This window comes from Bosea vestrisii (assembly GCF_030144325.1).
Lineage (GTDB): Bacteria > Pseudomonadota > Alphaproteobacteria > Rhizobiales > Beijerinckiaceae > Allobosea > Allobosea vestrisii_A.
The window spans coordinates 57,659-83,087 of the sequence record NZ_CP126307.1 but is presented as its reverse complement, the minus strand read 5'-3'; the positions used below and the strand labels follow the sequence as shown (position 1 = coordinate 83,087).

The 25,429-nt window shown below is 66.2% G+C and carries 27 protein-coding genes and 1 pseudogene; 12 read left to right on the top strand and 16 right to left on the bottom strand.

What is annotated here, in order from left to right:
• Window positions 1-24: 24 nt before the first annotated feature.
• From fabF to fabD, 4 genes and pseudogenes are all read right to left on the bottom strand, one after another.
• Window positions 25-1,291 (bottom strand): annotated as a pseudogene (fabF, locus tag QO058_RS00405) (beta-ketoacyl-ACP synthase II).
• Between the two features lie 55 nt (window positions 1,292-1,346).
• A complete protein-coding gene (locus QO058_RS00400; RefSeq protein WP_043236751.1) occupies window positions 1,347-1,580 on the bottom strand; it encodes an acyl carrier protein in 234 nt (77 codons plus the stop codon).
• Window positions 1,581-1,835: 255 nt separating this feature from the next.
• On the bottom strand, window positions 1,836-2,573 hold the full coding sequence (gene fabG / locus QO058_RS00395; protein WP_284169795.1) for a 3-oxoacyl-[acyl-carrier-protein] reductase: 738 nt from the start codon (window positions 2,571-2,573) through the stop codon (window positions 1,836-1,838).
• Between the two features lie 20 nt (window positions 2,574-2,593).
• Window positions 2,594-3,538, bottom strand: a complete 945-nt coding sequence (gene fabD / locus QO058_RS00390) for an ACP S-malonyltransferase (protein WP_284169794.1) — start codon at window positions 3,536-3,538, stop codon at window positions 2,594-2,596.
• Between the two features lie 350 nt (window positions 3,539-3,888).
• Here fabD and rpsF point away from each other — a divergent pair, with 350 nt between their 5' ends.
• From rpsF to QO058_RS00335, 11 genes are all read left to right on the top strand, one after another.
• A complete protein-coding gene (gene rpsF, locus QO058_RS00385) occupies window positions 3,889-4,341 on the top strand; it encodes a 30S ribosomal protein S6 (protein ID WP_129157010.1) in 453 nt (150 codons plus the stop codon).
• Between the two features lie 2 nt (window positions 4,342-4,343).
• Window positions 4,344-4,589 (top strand): 30S ribosomal protein S18, encoded by a 246-nt coding sequence (rpsR, locus tag QO058_RS00380; protein WP_038367644.1) that lies wholly within the window; start codon window positions 4,344-4,346, stop codon window positions 4,587-4,589.
• Window positions 4,590-4,737: 148 nt separating this feature from the next.
• Window positions 4,738-5,682 carry a DUF2232 domain-containing protein gene (locus QO058_RS00375; protein WP_284169793.1) on the top strand — a complete coding sequence of 315 codons (945 nt, stop codon included), beginning with the start codon at window positions 4,738-4,740 and terminating at the stop codon, window positions 5,680-5,682.
• A gap of 37 nt (window positions 5,683-5,719) precedes the next feature.
• Complete coding sequence (rplI, locus tag QO058_RS00370) at window positions 5,720-6,286, top strand: 50S ribosomal protein L9 (protein ID WP_284169792.1); 567 nt, start codon at window positions 5,720-5,722, stop codon at window positions 6,284-6,286.
• A gap of 153 nt (window positions 6,287-6,439) precedes the next feature.
• Window positions 6,440-7,933 (top strand): replicative DNA helicase, encoded by a 1,494-nt coding sequence (locus QO058_RS00365; RefSeq protein ID WP_284169791.1) that lies wholly within the window; start codon window positions 6,440-6,442, stop codon window positions 7,931-7,933.
• Window positions 7,930-9,060 (top strand): alanine racemase, encoded by a 1,131-nt coding sequence (gene alr, locus QO058_RS00360; RefSeq protein WP_284169790.1) that lies wholly within the window; start codon window positions 7,930-7,932, stop codon window positions 9,058-9,060. The genes QO058_RS00365 and alr overlap by 4 nt, the downstream gene beginning before the upstream one ends.
• Before the next feature lie 7 nt (window positions 9,061-9,067).
• Window positions 9,068-10,492, top strand: coding sequence for a DNA repair protein RadA (gene radA, locus QO058_RS00355; protein WP_284169789.1), 1,425 nt, complete (start codon window positions 9,068-9,070; stop codon window positions 10,490-10,492).
• Window positions 10,493-10,686: 194 nt separating this feature from the next.
• Window positions 10,687-11,406: a CvpA family protein gene (locus tag QO058_RS00350; protein WP_284173060.1), complete on the top strand. Its 720-nt coding sequence runs from the start codon at window positions 10,687-10,689 to the stop codon at window positions 11,404-11,406.
• 30 nt (window positions 11,407-11,436) lie between these two features.
• Window positions 11,437-12,909 (top strand): amidophosphoribosyltransferase, encoded by a 1,473-nt coding sequence (gene purF / locus QO058_RS00345; RefSeq protein ID WP_284169788.1) that lies wholly within the window; start codon window positions 11,437-11,439, stop codon window positions 12,907-12,909.
• Window positions 12,910-12,928: 19 nt separating this feature from the next.
• On the top strand, window positions 12,929-13,669 hold the full coding sequence (locus QO058_RS00340) for an SDR family NAD(P)-dependent oxidoreductase (RefSeq protein ID WP_284169787.1): 741 nt from the start codon (window positions 12,929-12,931) through the stop codon (window positions 13,667-13,669).
• Window positions 13,670-13,986: 317 nt separating this feature from the next.
• Window positions 13,987-14,526 carry a tetratricopeptide repeat protein gene (locus tag QO058_RS00335; RefSeq protein ID WP_284169786.1) on the top strand — a complete coding sequence of 180 codons (540 nt, stop codon included), beginning with the start codon at window positions 13,987-13,989 and terminating at the stop codon, window positions 14,524-14,526.
• A 172-nt stretch (window positions 14,527-14,698) separates the two neighbouring features.
• On the opposite strand, the gene QO058_RS00330 is transcribed toward QO058_RS00335, so the two are convergent.
• Genes QO058_RS00330 through QO058_RS00320 form a run of 3 tightly spaced genes read right to left on the bottom strand, consistent with a single transcriptional unit; the run spans window position 14,699 to window position 17,212 of the window.
• Complete coding sequence (locus tag QO058_RS00330) at window positions 14,699-15,109, bottom strand: NUDIX hydrolase (protein WP_284169785.1); 411 nt, start codon at window positions 15,107-15,109, stop codon at window positions 14,699-14,701.
• Entirely contained in the window at window positions 15,109-16,497 is a 1,389-nt protein-coding gene (gene der / locus QO058_RS00325; protein ID WP_284169784.1) for a ribosome biogenesis GTPase Der, read from the bottom strand. Before der ends, QO058_RS00330 begins: the two co-directional genes overlap by 1 nt.
• A gap of 52 nt (window positions 16,498-16,549) precedes the next feature.
• Window positions 16,550-17,212 carry a tetratricopeptide repeat protein gene (locus tag QO058_RS00320; RefSeq protein ID WP_284169783.1) on the bottom strand — a complete coding sequence of 221 codons (663 nt, stop codon included), beginning with the start codon at window positions 17,210-17,212 and terminating at the stop codon, window positions 16,550-16,552.
• A 237-nt stretch (window positions 17,213-17,449) separates the two neighbouring features.
• Here QO058_RS00320 and QO058_RS00315 point away from each other — a divergent pair, with 237 nt between their 5' ends.
• Window positions 17,450-18,466, top strand: a complete 1,017-nt coding sequence (locus QO058_RS00315) for a purine-nucleoside phosphorylase (RefSeq protein ID WP_284169782.1) — start codon at window positions 17,450-17,452, stop codon at window positions 18,464-18,466.
• 3 nt (window positions 18,467-18,469) lie between these two features.
• Here QO058_RS00315 and queA read toward each other — a convergent pair whose 3' ends face one another.
• The 9 genes from queA to QO058_RS00270 form a co-directional block, all read right to left on the bottom strand.
• The gene (queA, locus tag QO058_RS00310; RefSeq protein WP_284169781.1) at window positions 18,470-19,564 is read right to left on the bottom strand and encodes a tRNA preQ1(34) S-adenosylmethionine ribosyltransferase-isomerase QueA; all 1,095 of its coding nucleotides are present in this window, start codon (window positions 19,562-19,564) and stop codon (window positions 18,470-18,472) included.
• Window positions 19,565-19,726: 162 nt separating this feature from the next.
• On the bottom strand, window positions 19,727-20,194 hold the full coding sequence (locus QO058_RS00305; protein WP_284169780.1) for a peptidylprolyl isomerase: 468 nt from the start codon (window positions 20,192-20,194) through the stop codon (window positions 19,727-19,729).
• On the bottom strand, window positions 20,194-20,826 hold the full coding sequence (locus QO058_RS00300) for a hypothetical protein (RefSeq protein ID WP_284169779.1): 633 nt from the start codon (window positions 20,824-20,826) through the stop codon (window positions 20,194-20,196). The genes QO058_RS00305 and QO058_RS00300 overlap by 1 nt, the downstream gene beginning before the upstream one ends.
• A 5-nt stretch (window positions 20,827-20,831) precedes the next feature.
• Window positions 20,832-21,392, bottom strand: a complete 561-nt coding sequence (locus tag QO058_RS00295; protein ID WP_284169778.1) for a peptidylprolyl isomerase — start codon at window positions 21,390-21,392, stop codon at window positions 20,832-20,834.
• A gap of 390 nt (window positions 21,393-21,782) precedes the next feature.
• On the bottom strand, window positions 21,783-22,013 hold the full coding sequence (locus QO058_RS00290; RefSeq protein WP_284169777.1) for a DUF1467 family protein: 231 nt from the start codon (window positions 22,011-22,013) through the stop codon (window positions 21,783-21,785).
• Entirely contained in the window at window positions 22,010-22,411 is a 402-nt protein-coding gene (locus QO058_RS00285; RefSeq protein ID WP_284169776.1) for a RidA family protein, read from the bottom strand. Before QO058_RS00285 ends, QO058_RS00290 begins: the two co-directional genes overlap by 4 nt.
• A gap of 3 nt (window positions 22,412-22,414) precedes the next feature.
• Window positions 22,415-22,819: a methylmalonyl-CoA epimerase gene (gene mce, locus QO058_RS00280; protein WP_126111733.1), complete on the bottom strand. Its 405-nt coding sequence runs from the start codon at window positions 22,817-22,819 to the stop codon at window positions 22,415-22,417.
• 48 nt (window positions 22,820-22,867) lie between these two features.
• Window positions 22,868-24,538, bottom strand: coding sequence for a ribonuclease J (locus QO058_RS00275; protein WP_284169775.1), 1,671 nt, complete (start codon window positions 24,536-24,538; stop codon window positions 22,868-22,870).
• A gap of 109 nt (window positions 24,539-24,647) precedes the next feature.
• Window positions 24,648-25,427: a biotin--[acetyl-CoA-carboxylase] ligase gene (locus QO058_RS00270; RefSeq protein ID WP_284169774.1), complete on the bottom strand. Its 780-nt coding sequence runs from the start codon at window positions 25,425-25,427 to the stop codon at window positions 24,648-24,650.
• Window positions 25,428-25,429 lie beyond the last annotated feature (2 nt).

Below are 25,429 nucleotides of genomic sequence, written 5' to 3'. Positions count from 1 at the left end.
ATTGTGGCGAAAGCGCGCTTCTCGTCAGTCGGCGAAGCGGCGCATCACCAGAGAGGCGTTGGTTCCGCCGAAACCGAATGAGTTTGACAGGGCAATGTCGACCTTCCGCTTCTTGGCCTTGTGCGGCACGAGATCGAGCTCGGTCTCGACGGAGGGGTTGTCGAGATTGATCGTCGGCGGCACGATCTGGTCGCGGATCGCCAGCACCGAAAAAGATCGCCTCGATCGCGCCGGCGGCGCCGAGCAGATGACCGGTCGCCGACTTGGTCGAGGACATGGCCGGCCGGGTCGGAGCGTTGGCGAGCAGCCGCTCGACGGCGCGCAGCTCGATCTCGTCACCGACCTGGGTCGAGGTGCCGTGGGCGTTGATGTAGTCGAGATCCGAGGCGCGCAGGCCAGCCCGCTTCAGCGCCGCCTGCATGCAGCGATAGGCGCCGTCGCCATCCTCGGAGGGCGAGGTGATGTGATAGGCGTCGCCCGACATGCCGTAGCCGACGACCTCGGCATAGATTCGCGCACCGCGCGCCTTGGCATGCCCGAGTTCCTCGAGCACCACGACGCCAGCGCCCTCGCCCATCACGAAGCCGTCGCGATCCTTGTCATAGGGACGCGACGCCTTCTCCGGCGTCTCGTTGAAGCCGGTCGACAGGGCCCGGCAGGCGCAGAAGCCGGCGATACCGATACGGTTGACTGCGGATTCGGCGCCGCCCGCCAGCATGACCTCGGCATCGCCGAGCGCGACCATGCGGGCCGCATCGCCAATGGCGTGGGCGCCGGTCGAACAGGCGGTAACGACCGCGTGGTTCGGCCCCTTCAGACCATGTTCGATCGAGACGTAGCCGGCGGCCAGATTGCTGAGGCGACCTGGAATGAAGAAGGGTGAGAGCCGGCGCGGGCCGCGCTCCTTAAGTAGCAGCGAGGCTTCGTAGATGCCGCCCAGCCCGCCGATACCAGAACCGATGGCGACGCCGGTCGCGACCTGGTCCTCGTAGCTCTCGGGCTTCCAGCCGGAATCCCGCAGCGCCTGCGTCGCCGCAGCCATGGCGAAGATGATGAAATCGTCGACCTTGCGCTGCTCCTTCGGCTCCATCCAATCGTCGGGATTGAACGTGCCGTTCGAGCCGTCGCCGCGTGGAATAGTGCAGGCGATCTGCGCCGGCAGATCGGACACGTCGAAGGTGGTGATCGGGCGGGCGCCGCTTTCACCAGCCAGAATGCGTGACCAGCTCGGCTCAACCCCGCAAGCAAGCGGGGTCACCATGCCTAGTCCGGTGACGACGACACGTCGCATCGGTCTTCCTCGATTCAGCCTCGGCGCGCCGAAGCGCGCCGGGACCAAGGCCTTGTCAGGCCGACTTCGACAGGAACTTGACCGCGTCGCCGACGGTCACGATCGTCTCGGCCGCGTCATCGGGAATCTCGACGCCGAACTCTTCCTCGAAAGCCATGACCAGCTCGACGGTGTCGAGGCTGTCGGCGCCGAGGTCCTCAATGAAATTCGCGCCCTCGACAACCTTCTCCGGCTCAACGCCGAGATGCTCGATCACGATCTTCTTCACGCGCTCGGCGACATCGCTCATGGGTCTTTCCCTCAAACTTCGAAAACACACCGCTGACAGCGACGCGTGGGTGAAAACTGATTTCCCGGCTCGGACCTTCGCCTGATGGCGAACCATGCCGGGAGTTCATGGCTGCACAAACGCAACAACCGGGCCGGCGTCAAGTCCAAGAATGCCGATCGGCGCTTGGCCGGCTGGGTCATTAACATACTCGTAATAGGCTGGCGAGAGTGCGGCCCATACCTTTGGACGAGTGAAAAGACCGGCCTAACTAGCTCAGATCATTGCCATTCCGCCGTTGACGTGCAGGGTCTGCCCGGTGACATAACCAGCTTCCTCGCTGGCGAGATACGCGACAGCAGCAGCGACGTCCGCTCCCTGCCCGAGCCGCCCCATCGGGACATCGGCGAGGATGCCCTCGCGCTGCTTCTCGTTCAGCACTTCTGTCATCGGCGACTCGATGAAGCCGGGCGCGACGACGTTGACGGTGATGTTGCGGCTCGCCACTTCCGCGGCAAGCGACTTCGACATGCCGATCAGGCCGGCCTTGGAGGCAGCGTAGTTGCCCTGCCCCGGATTGCCGCTCGTGCCTACAACCGAGCCGATCGAGACGATGCGGCCATAGCGGCGGCGCATCATGCTCTTCACGGCCGCGCGCGAGAGGCGAAAGGCTGCGGTGAGGTTGACGGCGAGCACAAGATCCCAGTCCTCGTCCTTCAGGCGCATGAAGAGGTTGTCGCGGGTCACGCCGGCATTGTTGACGAGGATGTCGAGGCCACCGAGCTTGGCTTCGGCCGCGGGTACCAGCGCTTCGACGGAATCGCGATTGGACAGATCACAAGGCGTGATTTCGGCCCGCTCGCCCAATTCCTTCGCCAGCGCCTCCAGCGCCTCGACCCGCGTACCGGACAGGGCGACGGTCGCGCCCTGGGCATGCAGCCGACGCGCAATGGCGCCGCCGAGGCCGCCGGTGGCGCCGGTGACCAGCGCTTTCTTTCCCGTCAGATCGAGCATAGTGCCTCCCTTGTCGCCGTTCAGCCCTTCTGGGCCTTGTATGTCGCGATGTCGTCGGGCGAACCGATCGACGCCGCTGTGGTTCCCGCCGCAATGCGCTTGACCAGGCCGGCGAGCACCTTGCCGGAGCCAATCTCGTAGAACCGGGTCACGCCGGCTGCCGCCATCGCCTCGATGCATTCGCGCCAGCGTACGGTACCAGTGACCTGCGCCACCAGCGAGGCGCGGATCGCGGCCGGATCGGTCAGCGGGGCGGCGCCAACATTCGCCATCACCGGCACGACCGGCGCCTGCATCGAAACCTCAGCGAGCGCTGTCTGCATCGCTTCGGCCGCCGGCTGCATCAGCGCGCAATGGAAAGGCGCGGAAACCGGCAGCAGCATGGCACGGCGCACGCCGCGCTCGCCGGCGAGCGCAATGGCGCGCTCGACCGCCGCCTTGGCGCCCGAGAGCACGACCTGACCGCCGCCATTGTCGTTGGCCACCTGGCAAACCTGGCCCTCGGCGGCATCGGCTGCGATCGCGCGGGCCTGATCAAGCTCGACGCCCAGCAATGCCGCCATCGCGCCCTCACCGGCCGGCACAGCCTTCTGCATGGCGTCGCCGCGGATGCGCAGCAGCCGGGCCGCATCGCCGATCGAGAAGGTGCCGGCCGCGGCCAGCGCCGAATACTCGCCGAGCGAATGACCGGCGACGAAGGCGGCATCATTCTTCAAGGAGAGCCCGGCTTCAGCCTCGAGCACGCGGGTCGCGGCGAGGCTCACGGCCATCAGGGCGGGCTGTGCGTTTGCCGTCAGGGTCAGCTCCTCGCCCGGGCCTTCCCACATCAGGGCAGAGAGCTTCTGCGCAAGCGCGGCATCGACCTCGTCGAAGACAGCGCGCGCCACCGGGAAGGCCTCGGCGAGCGCTTTGCCCATGCCGACCGCCTGGGAACCCTGCCCTGGAAAGATGAAAGCCGTCGCCATGCCGCAAGGGTCCCGAAAACGATGCTTGGTTAACAAGTTTGGGCGCACTCGCACCGTGCAGCCGGCCAAGTCAAGGCGTTTACGTGACGAAAGTCGACTTGCATCGACGTTTTCCGATGTTTTCAGCTTGCATGGCACGCCGTCACGATGTAACGACCGCCTCGGTTTGTTCGGCCGGAGGCTGAACGGACGGCGAGGCGATTCCTGTATGGGGAAACGTTTCGCAGGCTCCTCGTTCTTCAAGGGCCGCCGTCCCGTGTCTCCGCCTTCGAAGAAATCCTGTCGGGCCTTTACCCAGGGCTCGGAGGGCTCCGCGTCGGACGAAACCGGTGAACGAAGAAAGGCCACTTATGGCATTGTACGAGCACGTTCTGCTCGCGCGGCAAGATGTCAGCGCGCAGCAGGTCGAGGCCCTTGTCGAGCAGTTCAAGGGCATCATCGAGGCGAATGGCGGTTCCGTCCCCAAGGTCGAGTACTGGGGTGTGAAGTCGCTGGGCTATCGCATCAAGAAGAACCGCAAGGCGCACTACTCGCTCCTGAACATCAACGCACCTGCGGCCGCCGTGGCCGAGATGGAGCGCCAGATGCGCATCAACGAGGACGTGCTGCGCTTCATCACGATCCGCGTCGAGGAACTCGAGGAAGCTCAGTCGGTCATGCTGCAGAAGCGTGACCGCGACGAGCGCAGCGATCGCTTCGATCGCGGCCCGGGCGGCGACCGTTTCGACCGTGACCGCGGCCCGCGCCGCGAGCGCCCGCGTCGTGAAGACGAAGCCACCGAAACCGTTGCCGGGGAGGCCTGAGCATGTCGACTGCATCTGCCGGCGCCCGCCGCCCCTTCTTCCGCCGCCGCAAGTCCTGCCCGTTCTCGGGCGAGGGCGCGCCGAAGATCGACTACAAGGATGTGCGTCTGCTTTCGCGCTACATCTCCGAGCGCGGCAAGATCGTGCCGTCGCGCATCACGGCCGTCTCGGCCAAGAAGCAGCGCGAGCTCGCCCAGGCGATCAAGCGCGCCCGCTTCCTCGGCCTGCTGCCCTACGTCATCCGCTGAGCGGGTGAGGATTTTCCCGGCGGCGTTCCACGCCGCCGGGTCTCTAATTCGAAGTAACTTGGTCGCCAGGCGGTGAAAACCCGTCTGGTATGTTGAGGCGACAGCCTCTCACCCCTGCCCTTATGAGCAGCGGGACAGCAGGACGGACATGCTCCCCATCGTCGGCATCGGCGCCGGGCTGGTCTCAGCCCTTCTGTTCACAGTGGTGATCACCGGATCGCCGCTGGCGTTGCTGTTGTCCTATGTCGCGCCGCTCCCGGTCTTCATCGCGGCGCTCGGCTGGAACCACCGCGCCGGTCTGGTGGCGGTTGCTGCCGGCACGATCGCCGTCACGGTCGTGCTCAAACTTTCGCTCGGGCTCGCCTTCGCGATCGGCGCGGCGTTGCCGGCCTGGTGGATCGCCTATCTCGTTTTGCTCGCCCGCGACGACGGCAACGGCAACAGCGAATGGTATCCGCTCGGGCGCCTGCTGGTCTGGATCGCCGCCGTCGCAACGCTGGTGACGGTCGGCGGCGCGCTCGCGATCTCCACGGATTTCGAAACGTATCGCCGCGTGATGACGCATGGGCTGCAGCTCCTGTTCAGCGGCGGCGAGGGCATCAGCCCGGTCGTGCGCTTGCCGCCCGGCGTCGATGCCGGCGAGCTTGCGGCACAGCTCGCCGCACTGGTACCCGTCGCTGCGGGCGCCTCCTTTGCGCCGATGATCGTCGCAAATCTCTGGCTGGCGGCGAAGGCTGTGCAGCTCTCCGGCCGGCTGCCGCGGCCCTGGCCTTTCATTCCCGCAACGCGCCTGCCGGCCATGGCCGTGGCCGGGCTCGCCGGCGGCATCGTGCTGAGCTTTGCCGGCGGCTTCGTAGGCCTCGCCGGAGCGGCCCTGGCGGGGGCGCTGATCGCCGCCTTCGGCCTCGCCGGACTTGCCGCCGTGCATGACCTCAGCCGCGGCAAGCCCTGGCGGACGCCGACCTTGTTCGCGATCTACCTCGCACTGTTGATCATGCTGATCACCGTCTTCCCGTTCCTTGCGCTGCTCGGCATCGCCGACGCGCTGATCGACCTTCGCCGGCGGAAACCACCGGCGTCGCCTGCTGCCTGAAAAACCAACGCCTGCAAAACATCAAAGGAGAAGAACCATGGAAGTGATCCTGCTCGAACGCGTCGCCAAGCTCGGCCAGATGGGCGAGACCGTGCGCGTCCGCGACGGCTATGGCCGCAATTTCCTGCTCGCCCGCGGCAAGGCCCTGCGCGCCACCGAAGAGAACAAGAAGCGCTTCGAGACCCAGCGCGCCCAGCTCGAGACCCGCAACCTCGAACTGAAGCGCGAGGCCGATTCGGTCGCCGAGAGCCTGAACGGGCAGTCGGTGGTGATCCTGCGCCAGTCCGGCGAATCCGGCGTGCTCTACGGCTCGGTCTCGACCCGCGACATCGCCGAGGCGCTGAGCGCCGCGGGCTTCACGGTCGACCGCAACCAGGTCACGCTCAACACCCCGATCAAGACGCTCGGCCTGCACACCCTCCCGGTCGTGCTGCACCCGGAGGTCTCGGTCACCGTGACTGTGAACGTCGCCCGCTCCGCCGAAGAAGCCCAGCGCCAGGCTGCCGGCGAGAACGTCACGGCCCGCGAGGAGTTCGACCTCGACGATCTCGGCCTCGAGGTCGGCGCGGCGCTGGCCGAAGCCGGTGACAACGACGACCGCTGAGCGCTTCCAGACGCTTACCCGAGTCAACGGGCGCCGTGGCAACACGGCGCCCTTTTTTCATGTGCTGTGGACAGCGGGGTTGAGTTGGTGCTATTCATTATGTTCTTATTTTGTTCAGGTTCATGACTCACCGGCGTTGACCTATCCAAAACCATGTCCAGCGCCACCGCCCTCGTCACCCGCCTCGACACCAGCCGCGAGGCCAACTTCCGCGTCCAACCGCACAACATCGAGGCGGAGCAGGCGCTGCTGGGCGCGATCCTGGTCAACAACGACGCCTTCTATCGCGTCTCGGACTTCTTGCTGCCCGACCATTTCTTCGAGGAGCTGCACCGGCGCATCTTCGAGATGACAGCGAGCCTGATCCGCGCCGGCAAGATCGCGACGCCGATCACGCTCAAGACCTTCATCGGCGAGATCGATCTCGGCGGCGTCACGGCGTCCCAGTACCTGGCCCGGCTGGCCGCCGAAGCGACGACGGTCATCAACGCCGGCGACTATGGCCGCACGGTCTACGACCTCGCCATACGCCGCCAGCTGATCGGCGTCGGCGAGGAACTGGTCAACGTCGCCTATGATGCGCCGGTCGAGATGGCGCCGCGCGAGCAGATCGAGGATGCCGAGCGCAAGCTCTACGCGCTCGCCGAGAAGGGCCGCTACGAGGGCGGTTTCCAGAAATTCGACGGAGCGCTCCGGCTCGCCATCGACATGGCCGCCAGCGCCTTCCAGCGTGCCGGCGGCCTTTCGGGAATCTCGTCAGGCCTGCGCGACCTCGACCAGCGCATGGGCGGCCTGCAGCGCTCCGACCTGATCGTGCTCGCCGGCCGCCCCGCCATGGGCAAGACCTCGCTCGCCACCAACATCGCCTTCAACATGGCCAAGGCTTGGCGCGGCGAACGCCAGGAGGATGGCACGCTCAAGTCTGTCGACGGCGCCATCGTCGGCTTCTTCTCGCTCGAAATGTCGGCCGACCAGCTCGCCACCCGTATCGTCGCCGAGCAATCCAGCATCTCTTCCTACAAGATCAGGCAGGGCCGCATCACCGAAGCCGACTTCGCCCGGCTGACCGATGTCGCCGCCCAGATCGAGAAGCTGCCGCTCTATATCGACCAGACCGGCGGCATCTCGATCGCCCAGCTCGTCGCCCGTGCCCGAAGGCTGCAACGTCAGAAGGGTCTCGACATCCTGTTCATCGACTACCTCCAGCTGCTCTCCGGCTCGGCTAAGAACGGCCAAAATCGCGTTCAGGAACTGACCGAGATCACCACCAGCCTGAAGGCGCTGGCCAAGGAACTCAACGTCCCTATCGTCGCGCTCTCCCAGCTTTCGCGACAGGTCGAGAGTCGCGACGACAAGCGCCCGCAGCTTTCGGACCTGCGCGAATCCGGCTCGATCGAGCAGGACGCCGACGTGGTGATGTTCGTCTACCGCGAGGAGTACTATCTGAAGGGGAAGGAGCCCCGGCCGGGCACCGACGAGCATAACAAATGGCAGATCGAAATGGAGGCAGCCCATGGGCTCGCCGAGCTCATCATCGGCAAGCAGCGCCACGGCCCGACCGGAACCGTCGCCCTGCAGTTCGACGCCGACGTGACGCGCTTCTCCGACAGGGCTGACCAGAGCCATCTACCGGAGCGCCTCGAATGAACGCCTTCGATACTCCTGAAAATGCCGGCCACGGCGCCCTCTTGACCATCGACCTCGGTGCGCTCGCCGCCAATTGGCGCATGCTCCGCCAGCGCGCCGGGACGGAAGCGTCCGCCGTAGTCAAGGCCAATGCCTACGGCATCGGCATCGAGCCGGCCGTCACCGCGCTCACCAAAGCCGGCTGCAAGACTTTCTTCGTCGCGCATCTCTCGGAAGCGGTGCGCGCCCGCGCGGTCGCTCCGGACGCGACGATCTACGTGCTCAACGGCCTCGCACCGGACAGCGGCGGAATGTTCGCCGAGCACGACCTTTCGCCGGTGCTGGGCTCGCATGAGGAACTGCTCGAATGGGCCGGTTTCCGGCAGAGCGGCGCCAGGGTCCGGCCGGCGGCGCTGCATGTCGACACCGCCATGAACCGCCTCGGGCTTTGGCCAGGCGAGGGGCTCGACCTGGCGCGCGAGAAGAGTGGGGTGATCGCTGCAGCCGGAATCGGGCTGGTGATGAGCCATTTCGCCTCCTCCGAGGTGGTCGACGATCCGGCCAACGCCCGGCAGATCGCCGCCTTCGCCGAGATCGGCGCGGCTTTCCCCGGCGTGCCGGCATCACTGCTGAATTCCTCCGGCCATTTCCTGCCGAACTGTCCCTCCTATCAGCTCACCCGGCCGGGCTATGCGCTCTATGGCGGCAATCCGACCCCCGGAAAGCCGAACCCGATGCGGCCGGTCATTGGGCTAGAAGCCCGGATCATCCAGCTGCGCGAAGTTCAAGCGGGGATGCAGGTCGGCTATAACGGCACCTGGACGGCGAAGGGCCGGAGCAAGCTCGCCACCATCTGCCTCGGTTACGCCGACGGCTATCCGCGCAATGGCAGCTGGACCGACCGTTCGCCGGGCGGCTCGGCGCTGGTCGGCGGCGTGCGCTGCCCCTTTGTCGGCACGGTCTCGATGGACCTGATCATCGTCGACGTCTCCGATGCGCCAACCGATGCAGCCGTGCGCGGTGCGCCTGTGACGCTGATCGGCGGCGAGCTCGACCTCGAGGCGGTCGGCGCCGGCGCCAAGACCATCGGCTATGAGATCCTGACCAGCCTCGGCCGCCGCCATGCGCGGCGCTATATCGGGCTCTAGGGCGTAAATGGCCAAGCGCGGCCCGACTTACATCTGCCAAGCCTGCGGCGCGGTCTATCATCGCTGGCAGGGCAAGTGCGACGCCTGCGGCACCTGGTCCTCGCTGTCCGAGGAAGCGCAGGCTGCGCCGGTCCCCGGCGGCGGCCGTCCGCCTTCGGGCGGGCGGGCACGCGGGCGCATCTTCGCGCTGGAAAGCCTGAAGGGCGAGACGCAGGACGCACCGCGCATCGTCTCGGGCATCGGCGAGCTCGACCGCGTCACCGGCGGCGGCTTCGTACCGGGCTCGGTTCTCCTGATCGGCGGCGATCCCGGCATCGGCAAGTCGACGCTATTGATGCAGGCCTGCGCCGCGATGGCGATGACCGGTCGGCGCGTCGTCTATGTCTCGGGCGAGGAATCGACCGGCCAGGTCCGGCTCAGGGCCCAGCGCATGGGCCTCGCCGATGCGCCGGTCGATCTCGCTGCCGAGACCAATATCGAAGACATCATCGCGACGCTTGGGCAGGGCGAGCGCCCTGCCCTCGTCGTGATCGATTCGATCCAGACCATGTGGTCCTCCGAGGTCGAGAGCGCCCCCGGCACGGTGACGCAGGTGCGCGGCTCGGCCCAGGCATTGATCCGCTATGCCAAGACCTCGGGCGCCTGCCTGATCCTGGTCGGCCATGTCACCAAGGACGGGCAGATCGCTGGGCCGCGCGTGGTCGAGCACATGGTCGACGCGGTGCTCTCCTTCGAAGGCGAAGGCGCGCACGCCTTCCGAATCCTGCGCGGCCAGAAGAATCGATTCGGCGCGACCGACGAGATCGGCGTCTTCGAGATGACCGGTTCTGGTCTCTCCGAAGTCGGCAATCCCTCCGCCCTCTTCCTCGCCGGACGCGACCAGGATGCGCCGGGTGCAGCCGTTCTCGCCAGCATCGAGGGCACGCGGCCGGTGCTGGTCGAGATCCAGGCGCTGGTGGCGCCGAGTGCGCTCGGCACACCGCGCCGCGCCGTGGTCGGCTGGGAGAACAGCCGGCTCGCCATGGTACTGGCGGTGCTGGAAACGCATGGCGGGCTGAAGCTCGGCCAGCACGACGTCTATCTCAACGTTGCCGGCGGCTTGCGCGTCGGCGAACCGGCAGCGGACCTTGCCGTGGCTGCGGCGCTCATCTCCTCGCTGACCGGGGCGATCCTGCCTTCGGGCGCGGTCCATTTCGGCGAGATCGCGCTCTCGGGCGCGATCCGGCCAGTCTCGGTCGCTGCCGCACGGCTGCGCGAAGCGGCGAAGCTCGGTTTCGAGAGCGCTGTGCTGCCTTCGGCAGGTGCCGATATCGGTGACGGCAACGGCTTGAAGCTGCGACGGCTGAGCCATGTCGGCGAGCTCGTGGCAGAGATCGCGGCGAGCGCTCCCCGAGCGCGTACCGGTCAGCGCGCATCGCAAGCCAACCGATAAAATGGTCTCGATTTTTGAAGTGGAGAGACGGATTCACAGATCAGGTTGGATAACCTGATCGGATCCGGCTCTCGCAGTGCAAAATGAGCCGACTGCATGGGTGACGTGCGACACGCGAGCGGGTATAGCAAAATCCGCCCGGCCCACCCATTTGACGCGTGCCGGCCCCGAATTTGCAGCGAAGCGGCCCTGACATGCCTGTGACAATTCTCGATCTCGTCGTCATCGGCGTGGTGTTGATCTCGGCTTTGCTGGCAGCCGTGCGCGGACTGACGCGCGAAGTGCTGGCGATCGCCTCCTGGGCCGCAGCCGCAGTTGTCGCCTGGATTTTCCATCCGCAGCTGTTGCCGCTGGCGCAACAGTACATTCCCAACAAGACCGTGGCCCTGGTCGCCGTGATCGCCGCGCTCTTCCTGGGTACGCTGATCGTCGTTTCGCTGATCACGGCCCGGATCTCGGACTTCGTGCTCGATTCGCGCATCGGCGCGCTCGACCGCACCCTCGGCTTCGTCTTCGGCGCCGCCCGAGGCCTGCTGCTCGCCGTCGTCGGTTATCTGTTCTTCATGACCTTGATGGGCGACAAGAACCTGCCCACCTGGGCAAAAGACGCACGAGCCAAGCCGCTTCTCGAAGAAACCGGGCGCAGCCTGCTCACGATGCTGCCGCAAGACCTGAATTCCGACTTCTTCAAGAAGCTTATTCCGACGAAGGGCGGCGCCGAGCCTACGGAAGCCCCGGCCGAAGAGCCGCGCACGCCAGGCGCCACTCCGCCGGCCGACGGCACCGCCCCGGCCGATCCGCAGCGCCGCACCCAGGCGCCAGCCACTGATCGGCAGGCGCTGCAGCGCGTGATCGATTCGTCCGCTCCGGCCACCACCGGCGCGACACCCGCCCCGGCGCAACGCCGGCCCTGACTGGAGTATAATGCCGCGATGGAGCCTGCGATGAGCCTGATCCACGATGCCGACGCCGTGTTCGACCCGAACGCCGATCGTTTGCGCGAGGAGTGCGGCGTCTTCGGCATTTTCGGCCATGCCGACGCCGCGGCGCTGACAGCGCTCGGCCTGCACGCGCTCCAGCATCGCGGCCAGGAAGCGACCGGCATCGTCTCCTTCGACGGCCACCGCTTCCATACCGAGCGCCAGCTCGGCCTTGTCGGTGACGCCTTCTCGGACGCCAGCGTGATCGAGAAGCTCAAGGGCAAGCAGGCGATCGGCCATGTCCGCTACTCGACCACCGGCGAAACCATCCTGCGCAACGTCCAGCCCCTCTTCTCCGAGCTGCATGGCGGCGGCTTCGCGGTGGCCCATAACGGCAACCTGACCAACGGGCTGACGCTGCGGCGCAACCTGGTGCGTGACGGCGCGATCTATCAATCGACCTCCGACACCGAGGTCCTGCTGCATCTTGTAGCGCGCAGCCGCAAAACGAAGTTCATCGAGCGCTTCATCGACGCGCTGCGCCAGATCGAGGGCGCCTATGCCTTTGTCGGCATCACCAACAAGAAGCTGGTCGGGGCGCGCGATCCCCTCGGCATCCGCCCGCTGGTCCTCGGTGAACTGAACGGCTGCCCGATCCTGACCTCTGAGACCTGTGCGCTCGACATCATCGGCGCCAAGTTCGTCCGCGAGATCGAAAACGGCGAGGTTATCGTCATCTCCGAGCAGGGCATCGAGAGCCACAAGCCCTTCCCGCCGGTGCCGGAACGGCCCTGCATCTTCGAGTACATTTACTTCGCCCGGCCGGATTCGATCGTGAAGGGCCGCAGCATCTACGAGCGCCGCAAGGCGATGGGTGCTCAGCTCGCTTCGGAAGCGCCGGCCGATGCCGACGTGATCGTGCCGGTGCCCGATTCCGGCGTTCCCGCAGCGCTCGGCTATGCCCAGGCGAGCGGCATCCCGTTCGAGCTCGGCATCATCAGAAACCACTATGTCGGCCGGACCTTCATCGAGCCGACGCAGAAGGTGCGCGAGCTCGGCGTGCGCCTGAAGCATTCGGCCAATCGCAGCGTGGTCGAAGGCAAGCGCATCGTGCTGGTCGACGATTCGATCGTGCGCGGCACCACCTCGCTCAAGATCGTCAAGATGATGCGCGAAGCCGGCGCCCGCGAGGTGCATTTCCGCATCTCCTCGCCGCCGATCACCCATCCCGACTATTACGGCATCGACACGCCCGACCAGCAGAAGCTGCTCGCCGCGAACCATACGCTCGAGGAGATGCGCCAGTTCGTCGGCGCCGATTCCCTCGCCTTCATCTCGGTCGACGGGCTCTACAAGGCGATGGGGCATGAGCGGCGCGATCCGACCCGGCCGCAATTCACCGATCATTGCTTCACCGGCGACTATCCGACCTCGCTGACCGATGTGATCGGCGAGAGCGCCAAGCAGCAGATCTCACTACTGGCCGAAGCCGGCTGAGCCTTTCGACGGGATCTCGATGACCAAGCCTCTGGAAGGGCGCGTCGCGCTCGTCACTGGCGCGTCGCGCGGCATCGGCCGCGCCGCGGCGCTCGCCTTTGCCCAGGCCGGCGCGCATGTGATCGCCCTGGCGCGCACCACCGGCGCGCTCGAGGAACTCGACGACGAGATCCGGGCGGCTGGCGGCAGCGCGACGCTCGTGCCGGCCGACCTCGCCGACGCCACCGCGATCAAAAAGCTAGGCCCGGCCGTGCTGGAGCGCTGGGGCCGGCTCGACATCCTGCTCGCCAATGCCGGCGTCCTCGGCCCGCTGGCGCCGCTGACCCATGTCAGCCCGAAGGAATGGGCCGAGGTCTTCGACATCAATGTCAGCGCCAACTGGCGGCTGCTGAAATCGGTCGAACCGGCGCTCAAGGCCTCAGACGCCGGTCGGGCGATCTTCCTGTCCTCTGGTGCGGCGCATAAGGGCCTGGCCTATTGGGGGCCTTACGCGGTTTCCAAGGCGGCGCTTGAAGCAATGGCGCGCAGCTATGCCGACGAAACGCGCACGACCAATCTGCGGGTCATGCTGGTCAATCCCGGCCCCTTGCGCACCCGCATGCGGGCGCAGGCGATGCCGGGCGAAGATCCGATGACGCTGAAGACGCCGGAAGATCTGGCACCACATCTGGTCGAGATCGCCTTGCCGGGCTGGACCGAGACCGGCAAGATCTTCGACTTCCCGCAGGGCAAGCTGCTGACGCCGCAGATGCCGGCGTGAGGACATCATAAAGATTGAATGGAAGAGGCGAGCACCGGGGTAAAATGCTTCTACGCTCCCGCTTCCCGCTCTCTGTCCTCGCCGCCCTCGGTTTGTCGATAACTGTGACTACGGCGGGGCAAGCCGTAGCGGACAGCACTCGCATAAGCCCCGATTCCGCTCTGGCAGAGGAATTGCGCCAAACCTGTCGCTCGGGCAGCGCGTTACCGCTTGCGGGACCGTCGGCCAATGCGCAGGAAATCATTGCACGTCACGATCGGACTCTCGCAGCTTGTACCAGGCTGATCGACAGCGGGAGCCTGAAGGGCAACGATCTCGTGAACACCCTCCTCGATCGCGGAGATATTCTGGCACCGGGGACAGGTAACGCTTACGCCCAGGCGCTCGCCGACTATGACCGGGCCATCGCTCTTGCACCGACAGCGGCCATTGCATTCTCCAAGCGCGGGAAGGCTCATCTGCTGTATATGCGAAATCTCCAGCAGGCTTTACGCGATCTCGATACCGCTACCCGTTTCGACCCGTCACAAGCGGATTTCTTTGTAACACGCGCATCGATCCAAGCTTGGCTCAAACAGCCCGACAGAGCTCTTGCCGATCTCGATCGAGCCATCGCCCTCGCGCCCACATTGGAAAAAGCCCGGTCCGTTCGCGGCCTGACCCATCTCGACCAGGGTAATATTGCCAAAGCTATCGCCGATTTCGATGAAGCCATTCGTCTGGCGCCGAACTCCGACGAGAATTACAGCTTCCGCGCTGCGGCCAGACGGGCCGCAGGGGATCAGGATGGGGCTCGCGCAGACGAGACCAAAGCGCGCGAGCTGACGTCTCCAAGCAATACCCCGGCACAGCGTTGAGCCATGGCGAGCTCGTCGGACCGCCGGCAGGGCAAGACGTTGAGGCGGCAGCTGTCGGTGTAACAGCCGCCGTCATTCTCGGCCGAAGCGAAGCGTAGAGCCGAGAATCTCTGGCCGCAAAGGGCGCCTTTCCGTCATGAGATGCTCGGGTCGAGCCCGAGCATAACGCCCCTTACGGCGTAGCCGCATACTCCCGCACCACCGCGATCAGGTCGGGTACCGTCAGGTTCGGCAGGGCCGCCATCTCGTCGAGCGAAAACCAGCCGATCCGGACGTGCTCGTCCGACAGGTTTTCGGCTTCGCCGCCCTCCCAGGCCGAGACGACATAAATGTGGTGCAGCGCCGCGCCGTTGCGCTCGGGGAAGCGCTCCTCGGCCGAGAGCATCAACCTGTAGGTCAACGGCTTCAGGCCGACCTCTTCGCTGCACTCCCGCAGCAGCGCCTCGTCGAGCCCTTCGCCTGTCTCGACCCGGCCGCCAATCGCATCCCAATGGTCGGCCCAGGCACGCTTCCAGGAGGCGCGCAGGCCCAGCAGCACCCGCCCGTCGGCGCGCAGGAACAGCGCGCTGACGGTCTCCAGCATCAGCCCTTGCTCTTGTCGTAAGGGTTGCCGCCGCCGCGGGTATGGAGCCGGACCGGCGTGCCCGGCAGCTCGAAGGCCTCGCGCAGGTTGTTGGTCAGATAGCGCATATAGGACACCGGCAGGTGGTCGAGCTGGTTGCCGAACAGCGCGAAGGTCGGCGGCCGCGCCTTGGCCTGCGTCATGTAGCGGATCTTGATGCGCCGGCCGGCGACAGCCGGCGGCGGATGGGCAGAGAGCACGCCTTCGAGCCAGCGATTGATCTTCGCGGTGGAGACGCGGCGGTTCCAGACCTCATAGGAGCGGAACACGGCCTGCATCAGCCGGTCGATTCCCTCGCCGGCAATCCCGGACAGGGGCACGATCTCGACGCCGCGGATCTGTGCCAAGAGGTGATGCGCCTTCTCCTTGAGTTCGGCGAGCAGGCCCTGCTTGTCGGCGACGAGATCCCATTTGTTCAGGCCGATGACGACGGCGCGGCCCTCCCGCTCGGTCAGGTCGGCCAGTGTCAGGTCCTGCTTCTCGAAGGGGATGGTCGCGTCGAGCAGAACCACGACCACCTCGGCGAAGCGGATGGCGCGCAGCGAATCCGCCACGGCGAGCTTCTCCAGCTTCTCGTCGATGCGGGCGCGCTTCCTCATCCCAGCGGTGTCGAACAGCTTCACCGGCCTGCCGCGCCATTCCCATTCGACCGAGATTGTGTCGCGGGTGATGCCGGCCTCGGGGCCGGTCAGCAGGCGCTCCTCGCCGATCATCTTGTTGACCAGCGTCGACTTGCCGGCATTGGGGCGGCCGATGATGGTGATGCGCACCGGTCGGTTGGGGTCGTCGCCCTCCTCGGGCGCTTCGGCGGCAGGAGCATCGGCCCAGGCCTCCTCCTCGTCCTCCTCCGGTTCATCGGCAACATAGGGGGCGATCGCCTCCAGCAGGTCGGAGGTGCCCTCGCCATGCTCAGCCGAAAACGGCACCGGATCGCCCAGGCCGAGCGAATAGGCTTCCATGACGCCGTCCTTGCCCTTGTTCCCCTCGGCCTTGTTGGCGAGCAGAATGACGGGCTTGCCGGAGCGGCGCACCAGGTCGGCGAAAGGCTGGTCCATCGGCGTCAGGCCGAGCCTGGCGTCGATCATGAACAGGATGACGTCGGCCTGATCGATCGCAGTTTCGGTCTGGGCGCGCATGCGGCCCGCGAGCGAATCCTTGTCGGCCTCTTCGAGGCCGGCGGTATCTATCACCGTGAAGCGCAGATGGCCGAGGCTGGCCTCGCCTTCGCGACGGTCGCGGGTGACGCCGGGTTGGTCGTCGACCAGCGCCAGCTTCTTGCCGACGAGCCGGTTGAACAGGGTCGACTTGCCGACATTGGGCCGGCCGACGATGGCGATGATTGCGGTCATGATCCGTCCAGTTGTGCCGGGCGCAGCCGCCGGCAGCAACCGGCACCCGGAATCAATTCTTGATAGTCACCGGCCCGCCGCGGACCAGCGTCAGGTAGAGCTCGACACGCTGGCGCAGCACCTGCGGCGTTTGCGGATCGGCAACGACGGCGTCGAACCAGCGCCCGGCATCCTCGAACAGATTGGCCTTGAGCGCGGAAATGCCAAGGAACTCGCGAGCAGAATGACGCCAGAGACCGGTCGGCGTCGCCAGCGGCTCAAGCTCCTTGCGCAGGTCGGCGTAAGGCAGGAGGTCGACCCGGAGCAGACCGGCGCGCAGGCGAGCGAGATCGCGATGGTATTGGTCGAGCGAAGCGTCATTGGCGAGCGCATCGAAGGCGGTGGCGCCGGCGGCTCCGTCGCGCTTGCCGACCTCGGCCGCGAGGCGGAAGCGCGAGAGCAGGCGATAGCCCGCCGGCGCATTGCCGGCGAGTTCGGTCAGCGTCGCCTCGGCCGCACTGGCATCATTATCGCGCGAGGCACGCACCGCCGCCTCGAACTTCGCGCCGACGGCTTCGGCCTTCTTGCGCTCCTGCTGCTGCCAGAACTGCCAACCGCCGACGCCGGCGACAGCCAGCACGGCGATGGCGATGAAAACATTGCCATACTTCTTGAAGACGGCGGTCGCCTTGTCGCGGCGAACCTCCTCATCGATCTCGCGGAAAATATCGGACATGACGCCTCGAACTGCTCTTCGCGCGCTTTCCGTTTGACCGATCGGTCGAACGGAACGCGCGCGAAGTAAAAAAGCTGCCTGCCGGGTAGCACCTTTGCCGGCGGAATGCGAGCGCAACGCATGCGGCGAGAGAGCACCGCACCATCACGGAGAACGAGCCGCCTGCCTTCCCTTGATCACCTCGCAGCGGCATGCAAGCTGCAAGGCAGCCCCATCGCGCAGCGGCAGGAGATCGACATGAACCGGGTTCCAATGGTGCTGGGCGCCGCAGTCCTGGCGCTCGCCTCGCTCGGCATTCACGGCGCGGCCATGGCCGCGCCAACCAAGGTCAAGGTCTTCGTCGGCTCGATGTTCGAGATCGGCGCCAATACGGGCGACCGGGCCGGCGAGTTCCAGCACTGGTATGAGCGCTACTGGCAGAAGAGCCAGCCGCACGAGGCGCGCGGCGCGCTGAAGCCGGTCTATTGCAACGAGGCCGGCGTCTGCGGCGCGGTGCTCGGCATGGGCAAGGTCAATTCCTCCTCCTCGATGCAGGCGATCCTGCTCGATCCGGACTACGATTTCTCGGAAGCCTATTTCATCATCACCGGCGTCGCCGGAACGCCGCCGTCGCGTGGCACGATCGGCGACGTCTCTTGGGGCACCTGGCTGGTCGACTATGATCTCGGCCATCGCTGGGCGCCGGAGGAAGGCAAGCCCGGCGAGCCGGTGTTCATACCGCGCAAGGGCTATGAGGAGTACCGGGTCTTCAAGCTCAACCCGACGCTGGTCGGCTGGGCAACGCGGCTGAGCTCTGGGGTCAACCTGCAGGATTCCGATTCGGCGAAGCAGTATCGCCAGCGCTACCCCGAGGAGCGGGCCCGGGCCGCGCCATCGGTCCAGACCGGCACGCACATGACCGGCGACACCTTCTTCCACGGGCCTGGCCTGTCGAAGGAGGCGCAATACATGGCCAAGCTCTACGGCGCCGACGACTATGTCATCACCGAGATGGAAGCGGCGGCGATCACGCTGGTGATCAAGCGGCAATTCGGCACCGACCGGATCCTCAGCCTGCGCGGCGCGGTCAATTTCGACCAGGGCAACCCGAACGAGACGACCTTGCAACATCTCGACCCGGCGCCGGGCCAGACGGCCGGCGGCTTTGCCGAGACTGTCGCCAATGTCGAGGCGGTCGGCTCGCGCGTGGTCGATCACATCGTCGGCAACTGGGGCGAGTGGCAGAAGGGCGTGCCGCCGCTGCCGGCCAAATAGCGCTCAGGCCAGGTTCTGGTCCCGGAACAGCAGGCTGCCGTCGCCATAGGAATAGAAGCGATAGCCCTCGGCGATGGCGTGGGCATAGGCGCGCTTCATCAGGTCGAGCCCGGCGAAGGCCGAGACCAGCATGAACAGCGTCGAACGCGGCAGGTGGAAATTGGTCATCAGCAGGTCGACGGCGCGAAAGCGATAACCCGGCGTGATGAAGATCGCGGTGTCGCCCGAGAACGGCTTGATGACGCCATCCTCTCCCGTGGCGCTTTCGAGCAGGCGCAACGAGGTCGTGCCAACCGCGACGACACGGCCACCAGCAGCATGCACGGCGTTGAGCGCCTCGGCCGTCGTGGCGCTGACCGTGCCCCATTCGGCATGCATGCGGTGCTCGTCGGTGTCGTCGGCCTTGACCGGCAGGAAGGTACCAGCGCCGACATGCAAGGTGACGAAATGGCTGGAGACGCCGCGCTGCTTGAGCTCCTCGAACAGCTCCGGCGTGAAATGCAGCCCGGCCGTCGGTGCGGCGACAGCGCCTTCTTCGCGCGCATAGGTCGTCTGGTAATCGCGAGCGTCGGCCTGGTCGGTCGCACGCTTGCCGGCGATGTAAGGCGGCAGTGGCAGCTCGCCGAGCCGCGCGATCGCCTCGTCGAGATAGGGGCCGGTCAGCGAGAAGCGCAGGCCGATGTCACCGCCCTCCCCCTTGTCCTCGACCTCGGCCTGAAGCCGGGCGAGCTCGCAGGCATTGCCGGCGCCATCGCTGTCGAAGACGATCGTCTCGCCGACATTGAGCTTCTTGGCCGGGCGGGCGAAGGCGCGCCAGCGGTCACCTGCCTCGCGCTTGTGTAGCATGATCTCGATGCGGGCCGAGGCCTCGCCGCGATAGCGCCGCCCCCACAGACGCGAGTGAATGACACGGGTATCGTTCAGCACCAGCGCGTCGCCGGGCTGGAGCAGTTCGATGAGATCGCGGATGCCCCGGTCCGCGAGCGGCTCGGGTGCATCGGGGCGGACGACGAGCAGCCTTGCGGCATCGCGCGGGCTTACAGGCCGCAGCGCGATGCGCTCCTCAGGCAGATCGAAGTCGAAGAGGCCGACGTCCATGACGGGTCAACCTGTCCCACAAATCAAACGAGCCCTCATCCTGAGGAGCCGCGCAGCGGCGTCTCGAAGGATGTTCCAGGAGGTGCCGGAACCATCTGGAGCATCCTTCGAGACGCGATCTACGATCGCTCCTCAGGATGAGGGCTCGTTTGAAGCCAATTGTCAGGCGTCCGCCATCACCTTCATCGAGACGATGGAGTCGGGATCGCGCACCGGCTCGCCGCGCTTGATCTTGTCGACGATCTCCATGCCTTCCACGACCTGGCCCCAGGCCGTGTACTGCTTGTCGAGGAAGCGGGCGTCGTCGAAGACGATGAAGAACTGGCTGTTGGCCGAGTTCGGGTTCTGGGAGCGAGCCATCGAGCAGACGCCGCGGACATGCGGCTCGGCGTTGAACTCCTGAGCCAGGTCCGGATGGCTCGAGCCACCGGTGCCGGTGCCATGCGGGCAGCCGACCTGCGCCATGAATCCATCGATGACGCGGTGGAAGACGATGCCGTCATAGAAGCCCTCGCGGGCAAGGAGCTTGATCCGCTCGACATGGTTGGGGGCGAGATCCGGCCGCAGCTTGATGACCACGCGGCCCTTGGTGGTCTCCATGACGAGGGTGTTCTCAGGGTCGAGCGACATCAGACTGATCTTTCGTTGGTCGGCACACGGCCGAAGAAGCGGATGGTGATCGGGCGGCCTGCGATACTCCCTCCAAGGCCCGGCGACAACCTCATCGGCGTGCAGTCGCGCACGGCCCGCATCAGCGAGTCGCTGAAGCGCTCGCGCAAACCGGCTGGCGCGCGCCGCATCTCCCAGGTGACGCGCGGCTGGCCGAAGAGGCTGCCGTCGCGGCGCAGGCTGAAGCGGACACTGGCGCTGGCACTACCACTTTGAGCATCGAGCGCAGGCGGCTGCCAGCAGCGCCGCAGCGCTGGGCCGATCTGGTCGAGCCTGTCGATGGCCTCTCCGCCGAGACCGATCGTCTCGGGATTGACGGTGCCGCTGACCCCGTTGTCGACGCCAGGCGTTTGCGGCGGCCTGGCCGGCCGGCGCGCGCCCTCGCCGAAAGGCCCATCGATGCCAGGCATATAGCGTTGGCCCGATTGCGGCGGCAGCACCGGGTTTTGCGAGCCTGAGGGCGGCGGCAGCACGGGATTCTGGAAGCCGGAGGCCGGCGGCAGGCCGAGATCGCGCGTGTCTTGGGCTTGCACCGTGCTGCTGGCGCAAGCCAGCAGCACGAGCAAAAGCGCAGGCAGGCGCGACCGGCGCATGGGCTTTACTTGGCGTCCGCCAGCAGGCGCATGCGGATGATCTTGTCGGGGCCGCTCACCGAGCCATTGTTGGCGCTGCTGCCCTTCTTGATCTTGCGCACGGCGTCCATGCCGGAGACCACCTCGCCGAACAGGGTGTACTGGCCGGTCAAGGAGCCGCAGCCTTCAAAGCAGATGAAGAACTGCGAATTCGCCGAATTCGGGCTCTGCGAGCGCGCCATGCCGACCGAGCCGACCTTGAAAGGCGTCGGGGTGAACTCGGCCGGGATGTTCGGCAGGTCGGAGCCACCAGTGCCGTCGCCCTTCGGATCGCCGGTCTGGGCCATGAAGCCGTCGATGACGCGGTGGAAGACGATGCCATCGTAGAAGCCGCGCTTGGCCAGAGCCTTGATCTGCTCGACATGCTTGGGCGCAAGGTCGGGACGCAGGCGGATGGTGACCCGGCCGTCCTTGGTCTCGAGCGCCAGGGTGTTCTGTGGGTCGAGATTGGCCGGCGCAGGCGCCTGCGCCTGAGCCAGGCTGATGGAAGCGGAAAGCGCCAAAGCGGCGAGCGTGGTGCGAAGCATCGGAATCTCTCCTGACCGCCGGAACGGCCCGGCGCATCTGACGCAGCGAGGTAGCGACATCCTATGACTGGAACAAGGCGTGGAATCGCGCACGGCGAACAATGTTGCACTGCACAAGAGCAAAATGGAATAATTTTGCAAAAAGTTCGGTCTCGACCTGCCTAAACAGGTGACAACATTATTGCGATCCGCTAATCAATTCAGCGCTGGCTCGCCCGACCGTTATCCGGGCGCCGCGGACCAGGTCTCGGGAGGAACAAACAGCCGCTGGTATATGAGTGCGCGTCGATAATAGCGCGCCGATACTACGGTAAAAAACAGACTTCCAAAGGCAAGGCGAAAGCCTTGCTTTTTGTTTTGGACTATACGTTGCTCTACGCTGAACACTGTTCAGATATCGAGATTGCTCCAGACATACCAGACGATGCAGAAAACGATGCCGGCGATGATCGTCGTTGCCACCGCCTTCTTGGCGAGACCCGGCATCACTGGTGCGCCGGGATCGGTGCCCTTCTCGACATCACCGCTCTCCGCCTGGCTGCGGACGCCGAAAGGCAGCGTCACGAACAATACCGTCCACCAGATCACGAAATAAACCGCGAGCCCGCCGCCGATCGTCATGACGCGTTGCCCTCGCTGGCCAGGGCGATGCAAGCGAATGCGACCTTGGCCTCGGTCGGCACGCCGAAACGTGCGGTATGCCGAGCCGGCAGGCCGTTCGGAAAATGCTTCACATATTCGGCATTGCAGGCTGCGTAATCACCGGGATCGGTGATCAGCATCGTCATCTGCACGACCCGGTCGAGGCTGCTGCCGGCGTCGGTCAAGATGCTGGCGATATACCCCAACGCCTGCCTCACCTGCTCTGCGGGCGTCGCGCCGCGGGTGATGCCGTTCGCAGGATCATGCGGCGCCGACTGGCCAGAGACGAAGACGAGGCCGCCGGCGCGCGTAGCGAGGCTGAAGGGGCGCGGCGAGCCTGCCTCCGGTTCGCCAAAGAATGTGATCTCGGACGTCATGGCTCAGGCCTGTTCCAGCTCGACGAGCGTGCCGCAGAAATCCTTGGGGTGCAGGAAGAGCACGGGCTTGCCATGGGCGCCGATGCGCGGCTCGCCGGAGCCGAGCACGCGCGCGCCCTGCGCCTTCAGCCGGTCGCGCGCGGCAAGGATGTCGTCGACCTCGTAGCAGATATGATGGATGCCGCCATCGGCGTTGCGTTCGAGAAACTTGGCGATCGGCGAATCTGCGCCCATCGGCTCCAGCAGCTCGACCTTGGTGTTCGGCAGTTCGACGAACACCACGGTGACGCCGTGCTCCGGCTGCGGCAGCGGCTGCGAGACGCGGGCGCCGAGCGTATCGCGATAGAGCGCGGTCGAGGCTGCGAGATCCTTCACGGCGATGGCGACGTGGTTGAGGCGTCCGATCATTCAAAGGCTCCGTTCGGTCCCGGCAGGCAGCAGGCGATATGCCCGATCCTACACTGTGATCACCAGCGCATTCACCAGCGGCTTCTTGCCCCACTCCTCGTTGACGGCGCTCCGGACGCCGCGTTCGAGCGCGTTGCACACAGCCTCGGGATCGCGGCGCTTCCCCTTGGGCATGCCCTCGATCAGGTCCTCGACCGCGTCGGCGACGATATCGTCGAAGGGCGTGCCGTCCTTGGCGGCGAGCGGCAATCCGACGAGAGCGATCTCGGGATCGCCGGCGAGCTCGCCCTTCTCATCCAATGCCACCGCGATCGAGATCACGCCGGCGAAGGAGAGCTTGCGGCGCTCGGGAATGGTGCGGTCGAGCGCTCCGACCAGGAGGGTGCCATCCTGGTAGAGCCGACCGTGCTGGACCTCGGAGAGCTTGCGCGCTCCGTCTTCGGTGATCGCGATCACGTCGCCATTGCCGGCGCGCAGCACATGCTTGACGCCGAGGCTGCGGGCGAAGGTGGCGTGCTCGCTGAGGTGCAGGTCCTCGCCGTGAGCGGGGATCGCGATCTTCGGCTTCAGCCAACCGTAGAGCCGAGCCATCTCCTCGCGGCGGGGATGGCCGGACACGTGTACGAGATGGGTGCGGTCGGTAATGATCTCGATATCGTCGCGCGCGAGCTTGTTCAGGATGGCGCTGACCGCCTTCTCGTTGCCGGGGATCGTGCGCGAGGAGAAGATCACCCGGTCGCCCGGAGACAATGCGATCTCGGGATGATCGTCGGCGGCGATGCGCGAAAGCGCAGCGCGCGGCTCGCCCTGGCTGCCGGTCACCAGTGCGACCACCTTGTCGCGCGGCAAGTAGCCATAGGTATCGACTCCGCGGAAAGCCGGGATGCCGTTAAGGAAGCCACATTCACGCGCAACGTCGATGACCCGGTCCATGGCACGACCGACGACGACCACTTCGCGCTGATTGGCCATGGCAGCCTCGGCGACCGCCCGCAGGCGCGCAACGTTCGAGGCGAAGGTGGTGACGGCGACGCGGTTGGGGGCGGAAGCGACCAGCTCCTTGAGCTTGGCGGCGACGTCGGCCTCGCTCGGACTGATACCGTCGCGCAGGACGTTGGTCGAATCGCAGACCAGCGCCAGCACGCCCTCCTCGCCGAGTTCGCGCAGGCGCTTCTCATCGGTCGGCAGGCCGACCTGCGGCGTCGGGTCGATCTTCCAGTCGCCAGTATGGACGACGAGGCCGGCTGCGGTGCGGATCGCGAGCGCGTTCGATTCCGGGATCGAGTGCGCCACAGGCACGAATTCGATGTCGAAGGGCCCGAGTGTGAAGCGTCCGCCCTGGGCGACGATGTTCATCTCGACCTTGGGCGCGCCCGGCTCGGACAGGCGGCGCGTCGCCAGCAGGCCGGCGGCGAAACGCGTGCACCAGACCGGCACGCGCAGCGAGGGCCAGAGCGCGGCGAGCGCGCCGATATGATCCTCATGGGCATGGGTGATGACGATGCCGAGCAGGTTGGCCTTGTCCTGGATGATATAGGTCAGGTCGGGCAGGACGATATCGACGCCCGGCGCTTCCGGCCCAGCAAAGGAGAGCCCGCAATCGACCAGGATCCATTTGCGCTTCTTTTCCGGCCCGAAGCCGTAGAGCGCGGCGTTCATGCCGATCTCGCCAAGGCCGCCGAGCGGAACGAAGACGAGCTGGTCGCTGGAACGGGTCACTGGTTATCCTGACTTCAATGCTGAGGCGGGCAAGGCGGGCGGCGGCAGGCGTAGCATGCCCTCCCACCGGCCTCCATAGCGGCAGGAGCGGCCGGAACGAGGATACTCGTCACGCTGACGGCAGGCCCGAACTGGCCGCGCTACCGAAATAGAGATCGCCGGCATCGATCAGGCGTCGGCCGGCCTCCGTCTCCAGTGCGAGCCGCCCAGATGCGTCGAGGCCGAGGAAGCGGCCGGAGACCGGCCCTTCTGGCAATCGCATGGTGATCGTTTCACCGAGATAAGCGGCGCGCTCCAGCCAGGCGGAACGGGTCGGACCGAAGCCACCCGGCAGCGACCAGGCCGAGAAGCGCTGGTGCCAAGCATCCGATAGGGCTGCCAGCAGGCGCTCGACGCTTGCTTCGACAGCGTGTGCGGAGAGACGCGTCGCGGGGTAAGGCGTTCCTTCCGGCGAGGAGGTGACGTTGACGCCGAAGCCGATGACGACGTTGAAGCGCCCTGCCCGGTTCTCGCCTTCGAGCAGCAGGCCTGCAGTCTTGGCGCCGCCGATCAGCAGGTCGTTCGGCCATTTCAGGGCGAGCGTCGGAGCAGCGAGCCCGGTCACGCTTGCTACCGCATCGTGCAAAGCGAGCCCGGCGACGAAGCCGAGCTGCGGCGCGAGCGCGGGCTCGCAAGGCGCGACCAGAAGCAGGCTGGCGTAGAGATTGCCGGGCGGTGAGCCCCATTGCCGGCCATGCCGGCCACGACCGGCATTCTGGCTTCTCGCGACAATCCAGAGCCGTCCCGGATCGCCCTCGCCCAGCGCCCGACGGGCCTCCTCCATGGTGGAGCCGACCTCGTTGCGAACGATCAGGCGATAGCCGACGGCGCGCGCCGCTTCGCCGAGCACCA